We start from the raw sequence: 17,962 nt of genomic DNA on the forward strand, positions 1-17,962 counted from the left end.
TCCGGCGGTCCTCTCAGCGGTGTGTCGTGGTCGTGGTGGCGCCCGGTGACGTCGTGGTGACCGGGATCGCCGACGGCACGATCTCGACCCAGGTGGGACCGGGCCGCAGTGCGATGGTCGAGCCGTCGGCCGCCGTCAGGGTGGTGGGGTCGCTCGACGACGCCCGCCGCCAGGTTCCGGTGACGGCGACCCCGTCGCGCAGGACGGTGAGCGGACCGCTGCCGATCAGCTGCGACTGCACCTCGAGGCCCCCGACGTCGTTCTCGAGCCACGGGCCGTACGTGACGTGCACCGTCTGGATGACGATGTTCGACGTGGCGATCTGCCCGCCGCCGGCCACGGTGGCGTTGGTGCCCCGGTACGACAGCAGCCACTGCCCGCTCGCCGCGTTCCATGTCCACAGGGTGTCGTTGGTGGAGGCGAAGGGGATGTGGACCGTGCTCACCGGCGTGCCCGGCGGTGCCGTGGCGGCGTAGGTGAACAGCGCCGCCGGCGGTGTGGTGTCACTCGGGTCGAGCCCCCAGCCGGCCGCCGCCGAGATGTAGGTGTCGTACGGCGCCTGGCGACCGGCCAGGGTCTGGACGATCGACCCGTGGGTGAAGAGGTTCTCGTCGTTGAGGTTGCCGGCGCGCAGGAGGGAGATGACCGGGTCGATGCCACCGACGTGGATGAAGACGGGCTGGCTCAACTGGTCGAGGATCGGCACGTCCACGGCACGTGCCGATCGGATGGGGCCGACGAGCGACGGGCTCTGGCACTGGAACACGGCCACCAGCCGCGTGATCCCGCCCTCTACCGGCTCCTCGAAGACGATGTCGGCTTTGTCCAGGCCGGATTGCGGCCGGGCCTGCGGGTAGTTGTCGACCTTGACGGCCAGCGCGGGGCGCTGGGGCACCTCGTTCCCCGACGACGGTGTCCCGGTCAGGGGGCACGGCGGGCCGGGCTGGGTCGTGGGCGTGGGCCCGGTCGAGCCGCTGCCCGCTGCCTTGGGGTGGTTGTTCCCGCCGGAGACCGCCAGGGCGATCCCGGCCGCGGCGAGGAGGACCGCCGCCGCCACCAGGCCGATGAGCAGGGCGCGGTTCGTCGAGCTCGCACGCCCGGCGTCGCCCCCCGAGGGCGCCGCCGGTGCCGCCGCTCCGGCGGCGGGTCCCGCACCGGCCCCCGCGGCGGCTGCGGGGGCGGCAGCCGCGGTCCCCGTCGGCGGCGTGGCGCCGAAGGGCACGGCCTGGGTGGTCTCCCCAGCCGGGCCGCGTGCACCCGACGCGTCGGCCGGCACGGCCTGGGTGGCCTCGCCGAAGGGCACGGCCTGGGTGGCCTCGCCGGGGAGCGGCTCCGGGTGTCCGCCGCCGGGGCCGCCACCGGCGGCGTCCGCGTCGGCAGTGTCGTCAGGATCGGTGTCGTCGGGCATAAAGCTCTCGGGAGGCTAGTGCTCGTCCTCGGAGCCCCCGGCCATCCCGCCCGACGGCGACATCCCGCTCGACCGCGGGGTGCCGTCCGTGCGGTCCACCACCGGTGCGGGCTATGACGGCGGCATGGGCACCGAGGGTGTGCACGGCACGGCGACGGCCTTCTCGGAAGCCGCCGACGTCTACGAGCAGGCCCGACCGGGCTACCCGCCCGAGGTCCTGGCGTGGCTCGGCGAGCACGCGGGCATCGGCCCGGGCGTCCGCGTCCTCGACCTCGCCGCCGGGACGGGCAAGCTGACACGGGGGCTGGTCGCCCTCCGGGCGGCGGTGGTGGCCGTCGAGCCCGTGGCCGGGATGCGCCGGGCCCTGGCCGCAGCGGTCGCGGGCACGCCCGTGGTGGCCGGCGTGGCCCAGGCCATCCCCTTGGGCACGGGAACCGTCGACGCCTGCACCGTCGCGCAGGCGTTCCACTGGTTCGCCACCGAGTCGGCCGTGGCCGAGCTGCACCGCGTGCTGCGCCCCGGGGGCGCCCTGGCCGTGGTGTGGAACCGCCGGGAGCTGTCCGACCCGCTGCAGGCGGACCTCCAGCGGCTGATGGCGCCCCTGCGCGGCGATGCGCCGTCGTTGGAGTCCGGACTGTGGCGCGCTGCGCTCGAGGGCCCGGGCGGCGGGGCGCGCTTCACGCCCGACGCGCATTTCACGGTCGACTGGCGCCAGCCGATCGACGTCGACGGCGTGGCCGACCGGGTGGCCTCGGTCAGCTTCGTGGCCTCCTTGGCCGAGCCCGAGCGCGCCGGAATCCTGGAGCAGGCGCGCGCCGCGGCCCGCTCGCGCCCCGCCCCCCTCGCCCTGCCCTACACGGCCGAGGCCACCTGTTACCGCCGCAGGGACTGACACCGCCGGGGTGGGCGGCGGCCACGCCCGCCGGGTACGTTCGCCGGGTGCCGTCGCCCCGCCAGGTCCCGCCCTGGGCACGCCGCCTGGCGGCGGCCACCATCGACACCGCCTGGACGTGGGTCTGCGACCTCGGCGCCATCGGCCCCGACCACCCCCGGGCCCGCCGCTTCGGGGCCTTCGGCGAGGGGAGCCTGATCGCCTTCCCGCCGGGCGCCATCTTCAACGAGCAATGGATCCGCATCGGGAGCCGCACGATGATCGGGCCCCACGTGTCGCTGTCGGCGGGGATGGCGCCGGGGCAGGAGATGGTCAGCGACCCGGTCGTGTCGATCGGCGACCGCACGCTCATCGGCCGGGGGAGCCACATCGTCGGCCACTTCTGCATCGAGATCGGCGACGACATCCAGACGGGGCCCTACGTGTACATCACGGACCAGAACCACGTCTACAGCGACCCCGACGTGCCCATCGGCGCGCAGTGGCCCGTCGAGGCGAGCGTGCGTATCGGGTCGGGGAGTTGGCTGGGGACGGGCGTGGTCGTGCTGCCGGGCAGCACGATCGGCCGCAACGTCGCCGTCGGGGCGGGATCGGTCGTGACCGGGGACCTGCCCGACCACTGCGTGGCCGTGGGGTCGCCGGCGAAGGTGGTCAAGCGCTACTCGCCGGGCGAGGGATGGCGCGCCGTCGGTCAGAAGCTCGCCGGCAGCAGGGGGCTCACGGCGCCGAAGAAGAAGAAGATCGCCACCAGCGAGGCCGCGCCGCCCACGACGTAGACGGCCCACCGCTGCGCCCGCCGCCGCCGCCGGCGCGCCACCGACAGCACGGCGCCCACCACGACGGCGCTCAGCAGGCCCAGCCACAGCGCGGGGACCCAGTCGCCCTGGTCGCCGCCGAGCCCGCCGACCGAGCCGCGCGTGCCCCGCCGCCCTCCCGTCGACGGCGGTGCCAGCGCCGGCGCCGGGGGCGTCGTCAGATAGGCGTGGACGATCAGGCGCTGCGTGTCGCTGAAGCGCGGGTTGCAGGTGGTCAGGGTGAGCTCCGGGATGTCGGTGTTCGCCACCACCGACACGTCGTCGGGGCTCACGACCTCACTGCTGTGCACGACGTAGGTGAACGTCCCCTGCACCGTGGTGACGTCGATGGTGTCGCCGGGCACGAGTTGGTCGAGGTTGTAGAAGGGCGCGCCGTAGGTCGTGCGGTGCCCGGCGACCGCGGCGTTGCCCGCCTCCCCGGGCAGCGGGGTCCCCGCGTAGTGCCCCGGCCCCTGTTGCAGGTCGGTCGTGGAGGTCCCCTGCACGATCACCTTGTCGAGGCTGATCCTGGGGATGCGGATGACGCCGACCGGGCTTCCGTCGCCCGGCGCGGCCGTCGTGGCGCCCACCGTCGGCTGCTCGCCGGTGGTCGACGTGGTGGACGAGGGCGTCGGCGTCGGCGTCGGCCGGGACGTGGTCGTGGAGGTGGCGCCGGGAGGCGCGCCGTGGTGCAGCAGCGTGTCGAAGCGCCGGCGCAGGGCCGCCTGGCTGTGGGACTCCGCCAGGCCCGTCCCCCACAGCTGGTACGCCACGAAGAGCAGGATGACGACGCCGGCGCCGAGGAGGATTCGGCCCAGTACGCCGGTGACGAGTCCCGGTCGCACACACCGAGACTACCGACCACTGACCACGTTCAACCTGCATACCGCAGGTACACTCTCCTGGTGAAGGTGCTCTTCGTGTGCACGGCCAACCTGTGCCGGTCGCCGATGGCCGCCGCGCTGTTCCGCCGCCGGCTGCGCGCCCCGGAGTCCACGACGGCGCCCGACGGCACGCTCGAGACCGTCGCCATCGGCTCGGCCGGCCTGCTCCCGAGCGGCGTGGCACCCCCCCGGGAGGTCGTGACGGTCATGGCCGAGCTCGGCATCGACCTCGCCGCCCACCGCAGCCGGCAGATCTCGGCGGAATTGGTGGCCGTGGCGGACGTCGTCGTGTGCATGGGCCGCCGCCATGCCCGCGAGGTCGTCCTCGTGGACCCCGCGGCGTGGCCCCGGACGTTCACCTTGAAGGAGCTCGTGCGCCGCGGCGAGCGCGTCGGGCCGCGCCGGGCGGGCGAGCTGCTTCCCGACTGGCTCGGTCGCCTGCACGCCGGCCGGGAACGTGCCGGGCTCGTCGGGCAGTCCACCGACGACGACGTCGAGGACCCCCTCGGCGGCCCCCTCGACGCCTACCGCACCACCGCCGGCGAGCTCGCCGGGCTCGTCGACCACGTCGCCGGGCGGCTGTGGGCCCCGCGCATGGCCCGTCGGCGGTCAGGGTGAGCGACACCCCCGAGCCGCCCGGGACGCCCGGGCCGGAGCGGGCGCCCGGGGTGGGCCCGCCCACCGCGCCGGCCGAGGTCGACGGCACGCGCCGGCGCCGCCGGCGCCGGCGCGTGGTGTGGGGCGTCGTCGTCGTGGTCGTGCTGTGGCTGGCGGCATCGGCGGCTGTCCTGGCCGTCGGGCTGCTGCACGCCCGCAGCGGCATGGCCGACGTCGAGCAGGCGAAGAGCCGTCTGTCGGCGTCCGACGTCGTGTCGCGCTCGGCCGCGGCGCCGTTGCGCGCCGCCGGTCGGCAGTTCGATTCGGCCGGCGGCCTGCTGCACTCCCCGGTCCTGGCGCCGTTCGACATCGTGCCGGTGCTCGGCCGCCAGCTGCGCTCGGTCCAGGACCTGGCGGCGGCGGCCGGCAAGGTGGCACAGATCGGCGTCACCGCCATCACCCGGGCGCACGAGGTGCTGCACTCGCCGCACACGAGCGGGCCCGACCGGGTCGCCGCCCTGCGCGCGCTGGCGGGGTTGGCGACGACCACGGACCGGGAGCTCGCCCGGATCGACACGGGGCCGGGGCACGCGCTGCTCCCTCCGCTGTCGTCCAAGCACGACACCTTCGTCCGCGACCTCGCCGACGTCCGCACCCGGCTCCAGCACGCGTCGGGGGTGGCGGCCACGCTGGCGGGGATCCTCCACGGGCCCCAGACCTACCTCCTGGTGATGGCCAACAACGCCGAGATGCGGGCCGGGTCGGGGGACTTCCTCGAGGTCGGCACCCTCACCACCGCCGACGGCCGGTTCCACCTGTCGGACCTCCAGCCCACGGTGGCCATCCCCGTGGCCCCCGGCAAGGTGACCGCCTCCGGGGACCTCGAGGCCCGCTGGGGATGGCTGCGCCCGGGGGTCGACTGGCGGAACCTCGGCTTCACCCCCCAGTTCGACGTCAACGGCCCCATGGCGGCTCGGATGTGGGAGGCCGAGACGGGCCAGCATGTCGACGGCGTCCTGACCGTCGACGTCGAGGCGCTGCGCCAATTCCTCGAGGTGACCGGACCGGTCACCCTGCCCGACGGCGCCGTGGTGGGCGCCGACAACGTCGTGCCGCTGCTGACCCACGACCAGTACGCCGGGCTGACCGACCAGCAGACGAACCAGCAGGCCCTGGCCGAGGCCGGGCGCGAGGAGCGGCTGGGCGCCCTGGCCAAGGCCGCCCTCGACGCCCTCCAGAACGAATCGCTCGACCTGAGATCCCTCTCCGACGCCATGGCCGCCGCCACCCAGGGCCGCCACCTCCTGGCCTGGTCGGCCGCGTCGTCGGCCGAAGCAGCCTGGCAACAGGGCGGGGTGGCCGGCACGCTCACGTCGGACTCGATGATGGCGGCCGTCATCAACCGCGGCGGCAACAAGCTCGACCAGTACATGTCGGTGAAGGCCGGCCTCGACCTGACGGCGCACGGGGGGCGGACCGACGGGACGCTGACCGTCGACGTCACCAACCACACCCCTCCGGGCCAGTCCCAGTTCATCGCTGGGCCCTATCCGGGCCTGGGCACGGTCTACGGCGAGTACGTCGGGATCCTGGCCGTGAACGTCCCCGGGTACGCGTCCGTCCCCCACATCGACGGCAACCCCACCCTCGACGCCCTGGGCGCCGAGGGCCCGACCTGGGTCATCGCCACCCCGGTGGACGTCAAGGCGGGGGAGGCGCAGCGGTTCGTCGTCCGGTTCGTCCTGCCCCAGGCCTCGGGAAGGATCACCGTGCTCCCGAGCGCCCGGCTCACGCCCGAGACCTGGCACTACCGCAGCACCACCACGACCGACGCGGCGCGGTTCACGGTGTCCTGGTGAGCGACGGGCCCTGCCGGACGACCGCGTCCCGGTGATCGACCGCTCCGACCACGCCCCGCCGTCGCGATGACCCGCCCGGTGCCGGGCGGCCCCGCCGGACACCTGCGTGCCCGGTGTCGCGACCCGGGCGCGACCGGCAGCCGCCCGGGTACCGGCCTCGGGTACGGACTTCCCCGGCCCACCACTGTCCGCGGCCGTTTTCAGCTATCCTGCGGAGCGACCACTTTCCGCGCGGCCCGGGCGGGCGAGGGACTGGGTCATCGGCGGGGCATGCCCCCGCCGACCAGGACTTTGATCCGCTCAGCCCGTTCGGCAGTTGACCGAAAGTTGAGTTTCCATAGGGGCTGTGTCGATGCTGGTCCGTGACAATCCGTTGTGACACCCTCACGCAGTGGTGTGGGTGGCGACACCGGTGGATCGTGCCCAGGCAAGGGGCACAACACCGGCAGAGCAGGATCTTTGTTGCAGGTGACGGTGGTGGCGGGACCTTCCACCGGTGCCGAAGAGGTGGGTAGTGGGCTCCGGTCACAGGCGGTGGCGGGAGTCGATGACCAGGGAAACCGGCTGCGGGGGCATCTGCCGCAGCACGATGAAGGGTTGCGAGCGACATGAACAGGAAGCTCCTCGGACTGGGACTGGGCATTGCGATGTCCACGTTCGGCGTGGTGGCGGTCCCGACGATGGCATTCGCCGACAGCACCTGCTACACGGGCTGCTCGGCGCCTGGGGACGGCGGGACGACGCCGGCGCCGGCGCCCGTGCAGCCGGTGAGCGCACCGGTGGCGCCGACGCAGGCGCCCGCCTCGGGTGGTCTGGCCTTCACGGGCGCGGACATCGAGGGCATGGCGGCTGTCGGCGCCGGGGCCCTCGTCGTCGGTGGCGTGCTGGTCCGCCGCAGCCGCCGGCACCGTCAGGCCACGGCCTGATCGCACGCGCAGATCCCGAAGCGAACGACCACACCCCCCAGAGCGATGTCCGTCGGACTGAGCTACCAGTCCTGGGTCAACGCCAGGCCGTCTGACCGGCGCGCCCGGGCGCTGCCCCTGCGGGCCCGGGCCTCGGTGGCCTCGGCCATGCGGGCGGTCGCCGTCGTCGACGCCGTCATCCTCGCGGCGGTGTCGGCCGCCATCGGCCTGCCCGTCGGGACGTGGTGGGCGTGGGCCCCCGTGGTGGCCGTCGTGGTCGCCCTGACCGCCACCGGGCACTACCACTCGCGCATCACGCTGAGCGTGGCCCGCGAGACGGGACCGCTGGTGGCGTGGGTGGGCGCCCCCTTCATCCTCCTGGCGCTGGTCCGGGTGCACGGCGCCTCCACCGCCACGCTCGTCGTCACCGCCGCCGTCTCGGCCGTGGGGCTGCTGGTGTCGCGCAGCGTCATCTACGCGTTGGTGCGCCGGCTACGCACGCGCGGCTGGTTCGCCGAGCGGACGCTGTTCATCGGCGCCGGCCAGGTGAGCGCCAAGCTGGCTTCGACGCTCCAGGAGCACCCCGAGTACGGGCTGCGCCCCGTCGGGTTCCTCGACGAGGTCGACAGCGCCGGCCTTCCGCTGCCGCTCTTCGGTGGCGTCGGCATGCTCCGCATGGTGCTGTCCGAGGAGCGCATCGACCGGGTCGTGGTCGCCTTCGGCGTCACGCGCGAGTCGGACATGGTCGACGTCTTCCGGGCGTGCGAGAACGCCTCGGTCGACATCCACGTCCTGCCCCGCTTCTTCGAGCTCGCCACCGCGGTGAGCAGCCGCAACGTCGACGACGTGTGGGGCTACCCGCTCCTGCGCCTGCGGCGCTCGTTGCTGCGGCGCCACGCACGCGCCGTGAAGCGCACCTTCGACGCCGCCGTCGCCGCCGCTGCCCTGCTGCTCGTGTCCCCGCTCTACGCCGCCATCGCCCTGGCGGTGAAGGTCACCAGCCCCGGGCCCGTCCACTTCCGCCAGCAGCGAGTGGGCCAGCGTGGCGTCATCGTCGAGGTCCTGAAGTTCCGTTCGATGCGGGTGAACTCGCGCTCGGACGTCGAGTGGAACCCCACCAACGACGCCGTGACCCGGACGGGCCGCGTGCTGCGGGTCACCGGGCTCGACGAGCTCCCCCAGTTGTGGAACATCCTGAAGGGCGACATGTCGCTGGTCGGGCCCCGTCCCGAGCGCCCGTTCTTCGTGGAGCAGTTCAAGGCCGAGATCCCCCGGTACGACGACCGCCACCGCGTGCCCGTCGGCCTCACGGGTCTGGCCCAGGTCCACGGGCTGCGGGGGGACACCTCGATCGACGAACGGGCGCGCCTCGACAACCAGTACATCGAGAACTGGTCACTGTGGCGCGACGTCGTCATCCTCTTCCAGACGGTGTCCGCTGTCGTCCGTAACATGCTCGAGCCCAGCGGCGAGACCGGCAAGGCCGAGCCTGCGGCCCTGCGCGTCGTACGGGTGGACGAGACTCACCCCGTCGACACCGCCACTCCCGGCACGAAAGAGTCGACGCCGATCGGGTGATCCCGGCGCCGGTCGTGTCCCCGTCCGCGACGGACGGGGCGTGCCGAGGGCGCCCGCATGTCTACAGTTCATCGACCGCACCGCTCACGGCCATGACCGCTCACCCGTCACCTGACGACCCCGACGGGGTCGTTCCCGCACAGGCCCCGGTACCGGCCGCGCCCGTGCACCTGCGCGTCCTGCTCGTCGACGCGTCGGACCGCGGGGGCATCGCCCGCTACACGGCGTGCCTGCGCAGCGCCCTCGAAGCCGAGCGCGTCGACGTGGCGCTGGCCGCGCCGGCGGGGGTGGGTGATCCCGGCCTCGCCCTGCGGGGCCCGCGTTGGGGCCCCGAGGTCGCCCGCATGGGCAGGGCCCGGCTCTACGCCGTGCGCCTGGGCGAGCTCGCCCCGTCGGCACGGGCGTTCAGCCGAGCCGTCGCCCGGGCGCGCCCGACCGTGGTGCACGTGCAGACCGAGGTGGTCCCCGGCATCGACCCCCTGGTGCTGGCGCGCATCTCGCGACGCGTCCCGGTGGTCCTCACCGTCCACGACCCCGTGCCGCTCGAGGGCGGGGCGCGCGCCGTGGCCGACCAGGCCCGCCGGTGGCGTGCCGCCGACGCCCTCGTCATCCACGGCGAGGAGCCCCGGTGCTTCGTCGAGGCGAGCGCGCCGGGCGTGCCCGTCCACGTCGTGCCCGTCGACCTTCCCCTGGGCGGCCCCCGGGTGCCGCGTGCCGACGCCCGACGCAGCCGCGGGCTCACCGACGCCCCCACGGCGCTGTTGCTCGGCCAGGTCCGACCGTACAAGGGCGTCGGCCTGCTGGCCCGGGCGTGGCCCCGGGTGGTGGCCGCCCTGCCCGCCGCCCGCCTCCTCGTCGTGGGGGAGGCCTACGACTCGGCCGACCTCGCCCGCCTGGAGGGTTGCCCGGGCGTCGAGGTGCGCCGGGGCTTCGTGCCCGAAGAGGACCTCGACGGGTGGGCCGCCGCCGCCGACCTGCTCGTCCTGCCCTATGCCGTGGGATCGCACTCGGGGGTGCTGCACCGGGGCCTGGCGGCGGGGACCCCCGTCCTGGCGTCGCCGCCCCTGGCCGAGGAGGTCTTCCGGACCGGCGCCGGAGCCGTCGTCCCCCTCGACCCGGGCGCCTGGGCCGACGCCATGGTGGCCGCCCTGGGCGACCGGCCCCTGCCCCCGCCCGAGGCCCCCACCGGGCGCGGCACGGCGCAGGGCACCATCGACGTCTACCGGTCGGTCCTGGTCGCCCGGACGCGGGCGGTGGCCTAGCCATGCCACGCGGCGCGACCTCGGGGGACGCCCGGCGGCCTCCGGGCGAGGGGGCGGGCGCGGGCGCCGGCGTTCCTTCAGGGGGCGCCCGCACGGGTCGATGCAATTGCCCATGACCCGACGCTCCCGGCTGACCGTCGCCGCCCTGACGGCGGCCGCCTCGAGCGGCCACGCGCTGTACCCGGCCTGGCTGGCGCTCGCCTCGCGCCGTCACCCGGTCCCCTCCGTTCCCGAGCCGGCGCAGTGGCCGGCCATCACCGTGCTGGTGGCGGCGTACAACGAGGCGGACATCATCGCCGACAAGGTCCGCGACGTCCTCGGCAACGGGTACCTCGGCCCGCTCGAGGTGATGGTGGTGGCCGACGCCGACCTCGACACCGCCGAGCGCGCCGAGCAGGCCGGCGCCACCGTGATCACCGCCGACGACCGGCTCGGCAAGGCGCAGGCGCTGAACCTCGGCTTGTCGAAGGTGACCACGCCCATCGTCGTGATGAGCGACGCCAACAACGTCCTCGCCCCCGGCGCGCTGGCGGCCATGGTGCGGCACTTCGACAACCCGCGGGTGGGCGCCGTCGCCGGTGAGAAAGTGGAGGTCGACGGCGGCGGCGAGGACCTCTACTGGCGGTTCGAGTCCTGGCTCAAGCAGCGCGAGTGGCGGCTCGGCACCACCATCGGCCTCGTGGGCGAGCTGGCGGCCGTCCGCACCGAGGCGTGGCGGCCCATTCCCGCCGACATCGCCAGCGACGACCTGTGGATGGCGCTCGACCTGTCGGCGCGCGGGTACGTGGTGGCCTACGAGGCGAGCGCCAAGGCCTACGAGCCCCCGGTGCTGACCATGGGACAGCAATGGGAGCGCCGCACCCGGGTGGTGGCCGGGGGGCTCCACGTCCTGCTGCACCACCGGTCCCAGCTGGGGCCGAAGGGCGGGCTCATGGCCGTGCAGGCCTGGGGGCACCGGCTGGTCCGCTACACCGTGACACCTTTGGCGCACGTCGCCCTGTTGTGGATGGCGCTCCGGCGCGTGCGCTCCAGCCGGCTCGCCAAGCTCTTCCTCCTGGGCCACGTCGTCGCCGCGTGGCCCCTGCTGCGCCAGGCGCGCGACGACATGGCGGACGGCGACCCGGTGCGGCGGGTCACGCTGCCCGGCGACACCGTGCCCGGTGCGGCGCCCGGCACGACGGCGACGCGCTCGGCGGTCACGGTGACGGCGGACCGCGCCGTGAAGGCGGCGGGGCAGGCGCTCTTCCTGCATGCCGTCGCCCTCAAGGGGATGATCCGCTACCTCGGCGGCGATCGCCAGACGCGCTGGACGATCGTGCGCCACCGACAGAGCCCACCCCCCTCATGACCACCGTCGCACGGCTCCGCGTCCTCGAGATCAGCTACTCGCGCCAGGTGTGGGGGGCGGAGCTCGCCACCATGGCGCTCGCCGGCCCGCTGGCCGACCGGGGGATCGACCTGACCCTGGGCGCCCCGCCGGGGGGCGACCTCGAGGAGCACTGGCGCCGGCTCGGGCTGCCCTTCGTGCCGCTCGACTTCCCCGATCGCATCGGCATCCGCGGCGCCGATGCCGAGGGGCGCCCCACGCCGGTGCAGTTCGCCGGGGAGCTCGTCACCACCGCCCGCTCCGTGCGCCTGATCGCCCGGGCGGCGCGCGGTGCGGACCTGGTGCACTCCAACAGTCTGTGGGCCCACCTCGACTGCGCCGTCGCCGGCCGCCTGGCGCGGCGTGCCGTGGTCCTCGAGCTCTACGACATGGTGCGGCCCGGGCTGGGTCGACGCGTCCTCACGGCGGCGGCGGGCCTCTCGACCGTCGCCATCGCCATCAGCCACGCCGTCGCCGACTGCGTCGGACCCCGCGGCGAACGCCACGTGCAGATCGTCCCGCTGTCGGTCGACCTGGCGCGGTTCGGGCCGGGCCCCGCCGCACCCGACGTGCGCCGCCGGCTCACCTCCGACGAGCACGCCCCGCTGGTGGGGATCGTCGGTCGCATCGACCCGGAGAAGGGCGTCGACCTCCTGGTGCGGGCCATGGGCTCGCTCCGGGGCCCCGCCGCCGCCGCCCATCTCGTGGTGGTGGGGAGCGGCGGGCTCGCGCCCGACGGTTATGCGGCGCACGTGCGGGCCGAGGCCGAGCGCCTGCTCGACGACCGCGTCCGCTTCGTGGGCCGCACCGACGACGTGCCCGGCACCCTGCGGGCCCTCGACGTCCTGGTCAACGCCTCGGTGGCGGAGCCGTTCGGCCTCAGTGTGCTCGAGGCCCAGGCGAGCGGAGTCGCCGTCATCGGGACCCGGGCCGGTGGCATCCCCGACTTCGTGTTCGACGGCGACAACGGGCTCCTCGTGCCCAGTGGCGACGCCGACGCCCTGGCCAAGGCGCTCGACCGGCTGGTGACCGACCCCGAACTGCGCGCCCGGATCGCCGAGCGCGGCCGCGTCACCGCCCAGGCCCGGGGCATCGAGGCCCGGGCCGACGTCATCGCCGAGCTCTACCGGCGCGTGGCGCGCCGTGACGGCCGGTCGGAGCGCCGGGGGGCCCGCTCCCGGTGAGGGCGCTCATGGTCACCAAGTTCGTGCCGCTCCCCGACAACGACGGGGGCAAGCAGCGCGCCCTGGCGGTGGCCCGTCGCCTGGCGCAGGCGGCCGACCTCGTCCTGTGCGCCTACGACGACGGCGGCGCCGACGTCGCCGGCCTGACGGCGCTCGGCATCGACGTCCGCAGCGTGCCGTGGCGGCCCACCGCCGCCCGGGCGGCGCGCGGCGTGGCGCGCACCCGGAGCCTGTCGGCGGGCCGTTTCTACGGCGCCGACCTGGCCGCCGAGGTGCGCCGTGGCGCGGCCGAGGGCCCCCTCGACCTCCTCCAGGTGGAGTACCTGCAGATGGCGCCGCTGGCGCACGGCCTGGGCGCGGGCCGCCGGGTGCTCGACCTGCACAACGTGGAGTCGGCCCTGGTGCGCAGTTACGCCCGGGCGGGCCGGGGTCCGAGGGGGCTGCTGGCCCACGCCGAGGCGGTGGCGTTGGGGGCGATGGAGCGCGCCCTCATCCCCTCCTTCGACACGGTCGTGGTGGTGAGCGAGCAGGAGCGGCACCGCCTGCCGGCCGGGGCCCGCCACGTCCTGGTCTGCCCGAACGGCCGGGACCCGGACCCGCTGGGACCGCCACCCCTGGCCGAGGAGCCCGTGGCGGCCTTCGTCGCCACCCTGGGCTGGGCGCCCAACGTGGACGCCGCCGTGTGGTTCGGGCGCCAGGTCTGGCCCGAGGTGCGCCGGCGCGTGCCCGCGGCGCGCCTGCTCCTGGTGGGCCGGGACCCGGCGCCCTCCGTGCAGGGGCTCGCGTCCGATTCGGTGGAGGTTTCCGGTACCGTTTCCGACATCCGCCCCTACCTTGCCCGGGCACGTGTGGCGGTCGCGCCATTGCGAGCCGGAGGAGGTACCCGCCTGAAGATTCTCGAGGCACTCGATGCGGGGCGTCCCGTGATCGCCACGTCGATCGCCGTGGACGGGCTCGAGGACCTGATCGGCGAGGGCGTCGTGGTGGCCGACGACCCTGGCTCGATGATCGAGGCCGTCTGCGGGCTGCTCGACGACCCCGACCGGGCGGCCGCCCTCGGCCGCGCCGGGCACGATGCCGTGGCCGCCCGGCACACCTGGGACGTGGCCCTCGCCCCCCTCCTGCAGGCGGTCGCACCGTGAGCAAGCTCCCCCTGCTCCTGGGCGCGGTCGCCGTGGCCGGCCTCCTGCTGCACGTCTTCGTCCGGTGGGAGCGCGCCGGGCGCGAGCACTGGGTGGTGTTCCTGCTCATCGGGCTGCTCGTCTTCGAGTCGAGCCTCTACGAGAACGAGACCTACGTCCCTCGCAGCATCTTCCACCCCGGGAGCGGCTCGTTCCAGTTCCGCCTGCCCGAGGTGATCATCGCCCTCGCCATCGCGGCCCACCTCCTCGTCCGGGGGAAGCCCCGGCGCATCGGCGCCCCGGCGTTGTTCTGGGTGGCGGTGGCGGCCTGGTGGACGCTCGAGATGGTCGAGGGACTGCTCCGGCACAACAGCACGGTCAAGCTCCCCTACGAGGCCAAGGCCGTGATCTACGTGATGGGCGGCTACGCGCTGGCCTCGGCCGTGCCCATCCGGCGCTTCCTCGACGGCCCGGGGCTCCAGCGCCTGGTGCGCTGGTCGGCGCTGTCGGCGACCATCCTCCTCGTGCTCACCGCGGGGGGGAAGACCTTCTCCCTCCACGTCCCGCTCGTGCCGCTGAGCGACTTCGGCTCCCTCGGGACCGACGCCGCCACCATCTTCGTGTCCATCGGCGTCATCGGGTTCCTCCTCGAGCTGGCCAAGGAGCACCGCAGCCGGCTGAACCTCCTGTGCACCGTCCCCCTGCTGTTCAGCGCCTTCTTCGCCTACCAGCGGGCCGTGCTGCTCACGCTGGGCGCCTGCGTGACCGTCATGGTCGTGGTGGCGCTCGGGTCGACGGCCCGCCGGCGGCTGCGGGTCCGCGGGGGCGAGGTCGCCATCGTCGCCCTCGCCGTGGTCGGCGTCGTGGTGGGCGTGTCGGTGGTCCCCGCCATCACGTCGCAGCGCTCGGTCACCGGCCCGCTGTCGTCGGTGCTGTCGCAGACGGTGGGCGCCACGATCGGGTCCGAGGCCAAGGCCCAGTCCGCACAGAGCCGGCTCAACAAATGGAGCGTGGCCCTCGGCTACGCCGAACAGGACCCGATCCTGGGGAAGGGCCTCGGGTTCGAGTACAGGTACTTCACCCCGGGGCCGAACATCTTCGTGTTGACCGACCTCACGGAGAACATCGGTCTCGACCTGTGGCTCCGGACCGGGCTCATCGGCGTCGCCCTCTTCCTCGTCGCGCTCCTGACCTCGCTCGTCAACGGGTTCGCGGCTTGGCGCCTCCACTCGGACAGAATGGTGGCGGTCCTCGCCCTCGCCCTGTTCGCGGTGGTGATCGGGCTCATCGCCAAGGGCCAGGTCGAGTCGATCTTCGAGAACTATCGATTGGCCACCATGCTCGGGTTGTCGCTCGGCATGCTCAGGAGCGCGGTGACCTCCGGAGGGGGAATCCCCACAATGATGCGCAGTTTCGACACAGTGCGCCCGTACGAGGTGGTCTGACGACATGGAGATCCGACAAGTCATCCGGGACGTCCGGCGCAACCTCGCCGTGGCGTTGGCGGTGTTCATCGCGTGCCTCGTCATCGGCGTCGCCGCGGCCGTCACGCCCGCCAAGCAGTACAAGGCGACGACCCTCGTGGCGGCCCAGGTCAACCCCGGGACGCCCGACGTCGCCGGCGCGGTGCAGGAGATCTCGGTGGTCATGCCGCAGCTCCCGGTGGAGGCGACCACCGACGGGATCCTGGCGCAGGCGCGGGCGAACGTCCCCGAGCCCTATCGGGCCAAGGGCGCATCGGTGGACGCCACCTCCGACCCCGGCACCTTCATCGTGACCATCGACGCCACCAGCACCAGCCCGAAGGCGGCCTCGATGTACGCCAACGCCGTGGCCGAGGCGTTGATCCGCCACCAGCCCAAGCGCATCGACTACGTGCTCGACCAGCTCTCCAAGGCCACCCCGCCGGGTGCGCCGTCGAACCCCCGCACGCCCATCGTGCTCGGGGCGGCCGTCTTCGGCGTGATCCTCGGGATCTTCGGGGCGATGTGGGCGGCGGGCATCAGGCGCCGGCTGAGCCGGGTGACCGAGGTGAAGGAACGGATCGGCGCCACCGTCCTGGGCGAGGTGCCGCGTGTCGGCGTGGCGGGGCTGCGGCCGGCCGAGCTGTTCGTGAAGCACACCGAGCCCATGGCCATGGAGGCGTTCCAGGAGTTGCGCAGCAACCTCCTCATCAGCCTCCCCGCGGGTGCCTCGGCGACGATCGCCGTGACCTCGTGCGACCCCGGTGAGGGCAAGACCTCGGTGGCCACGAACATCGCCTGGGCGCTCGCCGCCCAGGACCGCCACGTCACCGCCATCGACTGCGACCTGCGCAAGCCGGCGCTGCACACCCAGATGGGCGTGCCCTTCGGCCCCGGGGTGACGAGCCGCCGCACCGAGGACGCGCTGGCCCACGCCTCGCGGACCTCCAACCCGTACCTCGACGTCATCCCGGCGGGGATCATCGACCGCCACCCGTCGGACATCGTCTCGGCCCACCTGCCCCTGCTCATCGACGAGCTACGCGAACGCCACGAGACAACGGTGATCGACTGCCCGCCGCTCATCGGCGTCGCCGAGACCGTCCTCATCGCGGCGATGGTCGACCTCGTGATCGTGGTGGTCGACGCCCGCCGGTTCAACCCCGAGCGGCTCCAGCAGTCCCTGCTCCGGCTCGACACCGCCAACTCGAACGTGGCGATCGTGCTGAACCGGGTGCGGTTCAACCGCCAGCGCCGTGACGGTGCCTACGGCTACGGCCACTTCCGCCGGGCCGAGGCGCCGCCGCCGGCACCGGCCGCACCGGTGGTCGCCGCCAACGTCACGCCCGCCCGCCCGCCGCGGGCCAACGGGCGCCGGGCCACCATCGAGCGCCCCGAACCGCTGCGGGCGCCGGGACCGAAGGTCCTCCGCTCGCCGTCGAACGAGGCGTCTCCGGGGTCCACCGGTGTCCCCGAGGTGACCGAGCAGAAGGGCCGGTCCGGCTACTGGCAGCGGTGAGCGGACAGGGTCGCGTACAGCGTTTCGAACTCGGCGGCCATCCTCGATGTGGCGAAGTGCTCCGTCGCCACGGCGCGGCCGCGCTCCGCGAAGGTGGCGCGCAGCGGCGCGTCGGCCAGCAGCCGCCCGAGGGCGCGGGCGAGCGGCTCCGCCTCGCCGGGCGGCACGAGCAGGCCGGTCTCGCCGTTGCGGACGACCTCGGGCACGGCCCCGACGGCGGTGGCCACCACGGGGGTCCCCGCCAGCATCGCCTCCACCGCCACCAGGCCGAACCCCTCGCTGAACGACGGCACGGCCAGCACGTCGAAGGCGAAGTGGGCGGCCCACGGGGCCTCCACCCAGCCGGCGAAGGTCACCCGGCCGGTGACGCCGAGCTGGGCGGCGAGCGCCTCCAGCGCGGGGCGCTGGGGGCCTTCGCCCACGAGGACGAGCCGGCACCCGGGGAGCGACGCCATGGCGCGCACCAGCACGTCGAGGCCCTTCTCGGGCGAGAGGCGACCCACGGCACCGACGACCGGCCCACCCCCGTCGCCGCGGGGCGCCACCGACGACGGGGCGGGGACGCCGTTGTAGATCACGCGCACCGACCCGTCGCCCAGCCCGAGGAGGGCCTCGGTGGACGCGGCCGCGTACTTCGACACCCCCACGTAGGCGTCGACGCGCCGGGACAGGCGGCCGACGAGCACCCGCTGCACGCGGGCGGGCTGGTCCCAGACGCTGTGGACGACGGCCACCACCGGGGTCCGGGTGAGAACGGAGGCGAGCAGCCCGTACTGGGCGCTCCACTGGCTGTCGAGGTTGGCGTGCACGACGTCGGGCCGCAGCGCGCGCAGGGCCCGCACGTGCGCCCGCACGGCTCCGATGTCGGCCTTGTTGCGCACCGCGCCGAGCACGACGGTGGCGGTGCCGGGCCGGGCCCCGGCGACCTGGGCCACGACGTCGGCGGACGTGCCGACCACCGTCACCTCGATGGCCGGGTCGAGCGCACCGAGGAGCGTGGCCAGGCTGGTCGACGACCCGCCGCGCACGGGTGCGTCGAGATAGCAGGCCAGCCGCAGCGCCCGCGACGCCCGGCGGTCCTGCCCGGTCCCGCCGTCGTCCTCGGACATCGGGCACCGACTCTACCGTCC

15 protein-coding genes are annotated in these 17,962 nt (G+C 74.4%); 12 read left to right on the forward strand and 3 right to left on the reverse strand.

Annotated features, from left to right (window positions below):
* Nucleotides 1-13 precede the first annotated feature (13 nt).
* Nucleotides 14-1,408, reverse strand: a complete 1,395-nt coding sequence (locus VMV22_09695; GenBank protein HUY22602.1) for a DUF3048 domain-containing protein — start codon at nt 1,406-1,408, stop codon at nt 14-16.
* A gap of 124 nt (nt 1,409-1,532) precedes the next feature.
* On the opposite strand from VMV22_09695, the gene VMV22_09700 reads away from it, so the two are divergent.
* Both VMV22_09700 and VMV22_09705 read left to right on the forward strand, forming a co-directional pair.
* Nucleotides 1,533-2,300, forward strand: coding sequence for a methyltransferase domain-containing protein (locus VMV22_09700; protein HUY22603.1), 768 nt, complete (start codon nt 1,533-1,535; stop codon nt 2,298-2,300).
* A gap of 47 nt (nt 2,301-2,347) precedes the next feature.
* Nucleotides 2,348-3,076: an acyltransferase gene (locus VMV22_09705; GenBank protein HUY22604.1), complete on the forward strand. Its 729-nt coding sequence runs from the start codon at nt 2,348-2,350 to the stop codon at nt 3,074-3,076.
* On the opposite strand, the gene VMV22_09710 is transcribed toward VMV22_09705, so the two are convergent.
* A complete protein-coding gene (locus VMV22_09710) occupies nt 2,992-3,939 on the reverse strand; it encodes a class E sortase (GenBank protein ID HUY22605.1) in 948 nt (315 codons plus the stop codon). The genes VMV22_09705 and VMV22_09710 overlap by 85 nt on opposite strands.
* A gap of 60 nt (nt 3,940-3,999) precedes the next feature.
* Between VMV22_09710 and VMV22_09715 the strand changes: the two genes are divergently transcribed.
* The 10 genes from VMV22_09715 to VMV22_09760 all read left to right on the forward strand — a co-directional run bounded on the left by VMV22_09715 (nt 4,000) and on the right by VMV22_09760 (nt 16,832).
* Nucleotides 4,000-4,596 (forward strand): hypothetical protein, encoded by a 597-nt coding sequence (locus VMV22_09715; GenBank protein ID HUY22606.1) that lies wholly within the window; start codon nt 4,000-4,002, stop codon nt 4,594-4,596.
* Entirely contained in the window at nt 4,593-6,434 is a 1,842-nt protein-coding gene (locus VMV22_09720; protein ID HUY22607.1) for a DUF4012 domain-containing protein, read from the forward strand. The genes VMV22_09715 and VMV22_09720 overlap by 4 nt, the downstream gene beginning before the upstream one ends.
* Before the next feature lie 608 nt (nt 6,435-7,042).
* On the forward strand, nt 7,043-7,360 hold the full coding sequence (locus tag VMV22_09725; protein ID HUY22608.1) for a hypothetical protein: 318 nt from the start codon (nt 7,043-7,045) through the stop codon (nt 7,358-7,360).
* Nucleotides 7,361-7,405: 45 nt separating this feature from the next.
* Nucleotides 7,406-8,917 carry a sugar transferase gene (locus VMV22_09730; protein ID HUY22609.1) on the forward strand — a complete coding sequence of 504 codons (1,512 nt, stop codon included), beginning with the start codon at nt 7,406-7,408 and terminating at the stop codon, nt 8,915-8,917.
* A 92-nt stretch (nt 8,918-9,009) separates the two neighbouring features.
* On the forward strand, nt 9,010-10,179 hold the full coding sequence (locus VMV22_09735; GenBank protein HUY22610.1) for a glycosyltransferase: 1,170 nt from the start codon (nt 9,010-9,012) through the stop codon (nt 10,177-10,179).
* A 112-nt stretch (nt 10,180-10,291) separates the two neighbouring features.
* On the forward strand, nt 10,292-11,527 hold the full coding sequence (locus tag VMV22_09740) for a glycosyltransferase (protein HUY22611.1): 1,236 nt from the start codon (nt 10,292-10,294) through the stop codon (nt 11,525-11,527).
* Complete coding sequence (locus tag VMV22_09745; GenBank protein HUY22612.1) at nt 11,524-12,729, forward strand: glycosyltransferase family 4 protein; 1,206 nt, start codon at nt 11,524-11,526, stop codon at nt 12,727-12,729. The genes VMV22_09740 and VMV22_09745 overlap by 4 nt, the downstream gene beginning before the upstream one ends.
* A gap of 8 nt (nt 12,730-12,737) precedes the next feature.
* Complete coding sequence (locus tag VMV22_09750; protein HUY22613.1) at nt 12,738-13,871, forward strand: glycosyltransferase family 4 protein; 1,134 nt, start codon at nt 12,738-12,740, stop codon at nt 13,869-13,871.
* A complete protein-coding gene (locus VMV22_09755; GenBank protein ID HUY22614.1) occupies nt 13,868-15,295 on the forward strand; it encodes an O-antigen ligase family protein in 1,428 nt (475 codons plus the stop codon). Before VMV22_09750 ends, VMV22_09755 begins: the two co-directional genes overlap by 4 nt.
* 4 nt (nt 15,296-15,299) lie before the next feature.
* Nucleotides 15,300-16,832: an AAA family ATPase gene (locus VMV22_09760; GenBank protein ID HUY22615.1), complete on the forward strand. Its 1,533-nt coding sequence runs from the start codon at nt 15,300-15,302 to the stop codon at nt 16,830-16,832.
* Here the strand turns inward: VMV22_09760 and VMV22_09765 are convergent.
* The gene (locus VMV22_09765; GenBank protein HUY22616.1) at nt 16,817-17,941 is read right to left on the reverse strand and encodes a glycosyltransferase family 4 protein; all 1,125 of its coding nucleotides are present in this window, start codon (nt 17,939-17,941) and stop codon (nt 16,817-16,819) included. The genes VMV22_09760 and VMV22_09765 overlap by 16 nt on opposite strands.
* Between the last annotated feature and the right edge of the window lie 21 nt (nt 17,942-17,962).

It is taken from the genome of Acidimicrobiales bacterium (assembly GCA_035531755.1).
In the GTDB taxonomy this organism is placed as follows: Bacteria; Actinomycetota; Acidimicrobiia; order Acidimicrobiales; family UBA8190; genus DATKSK01.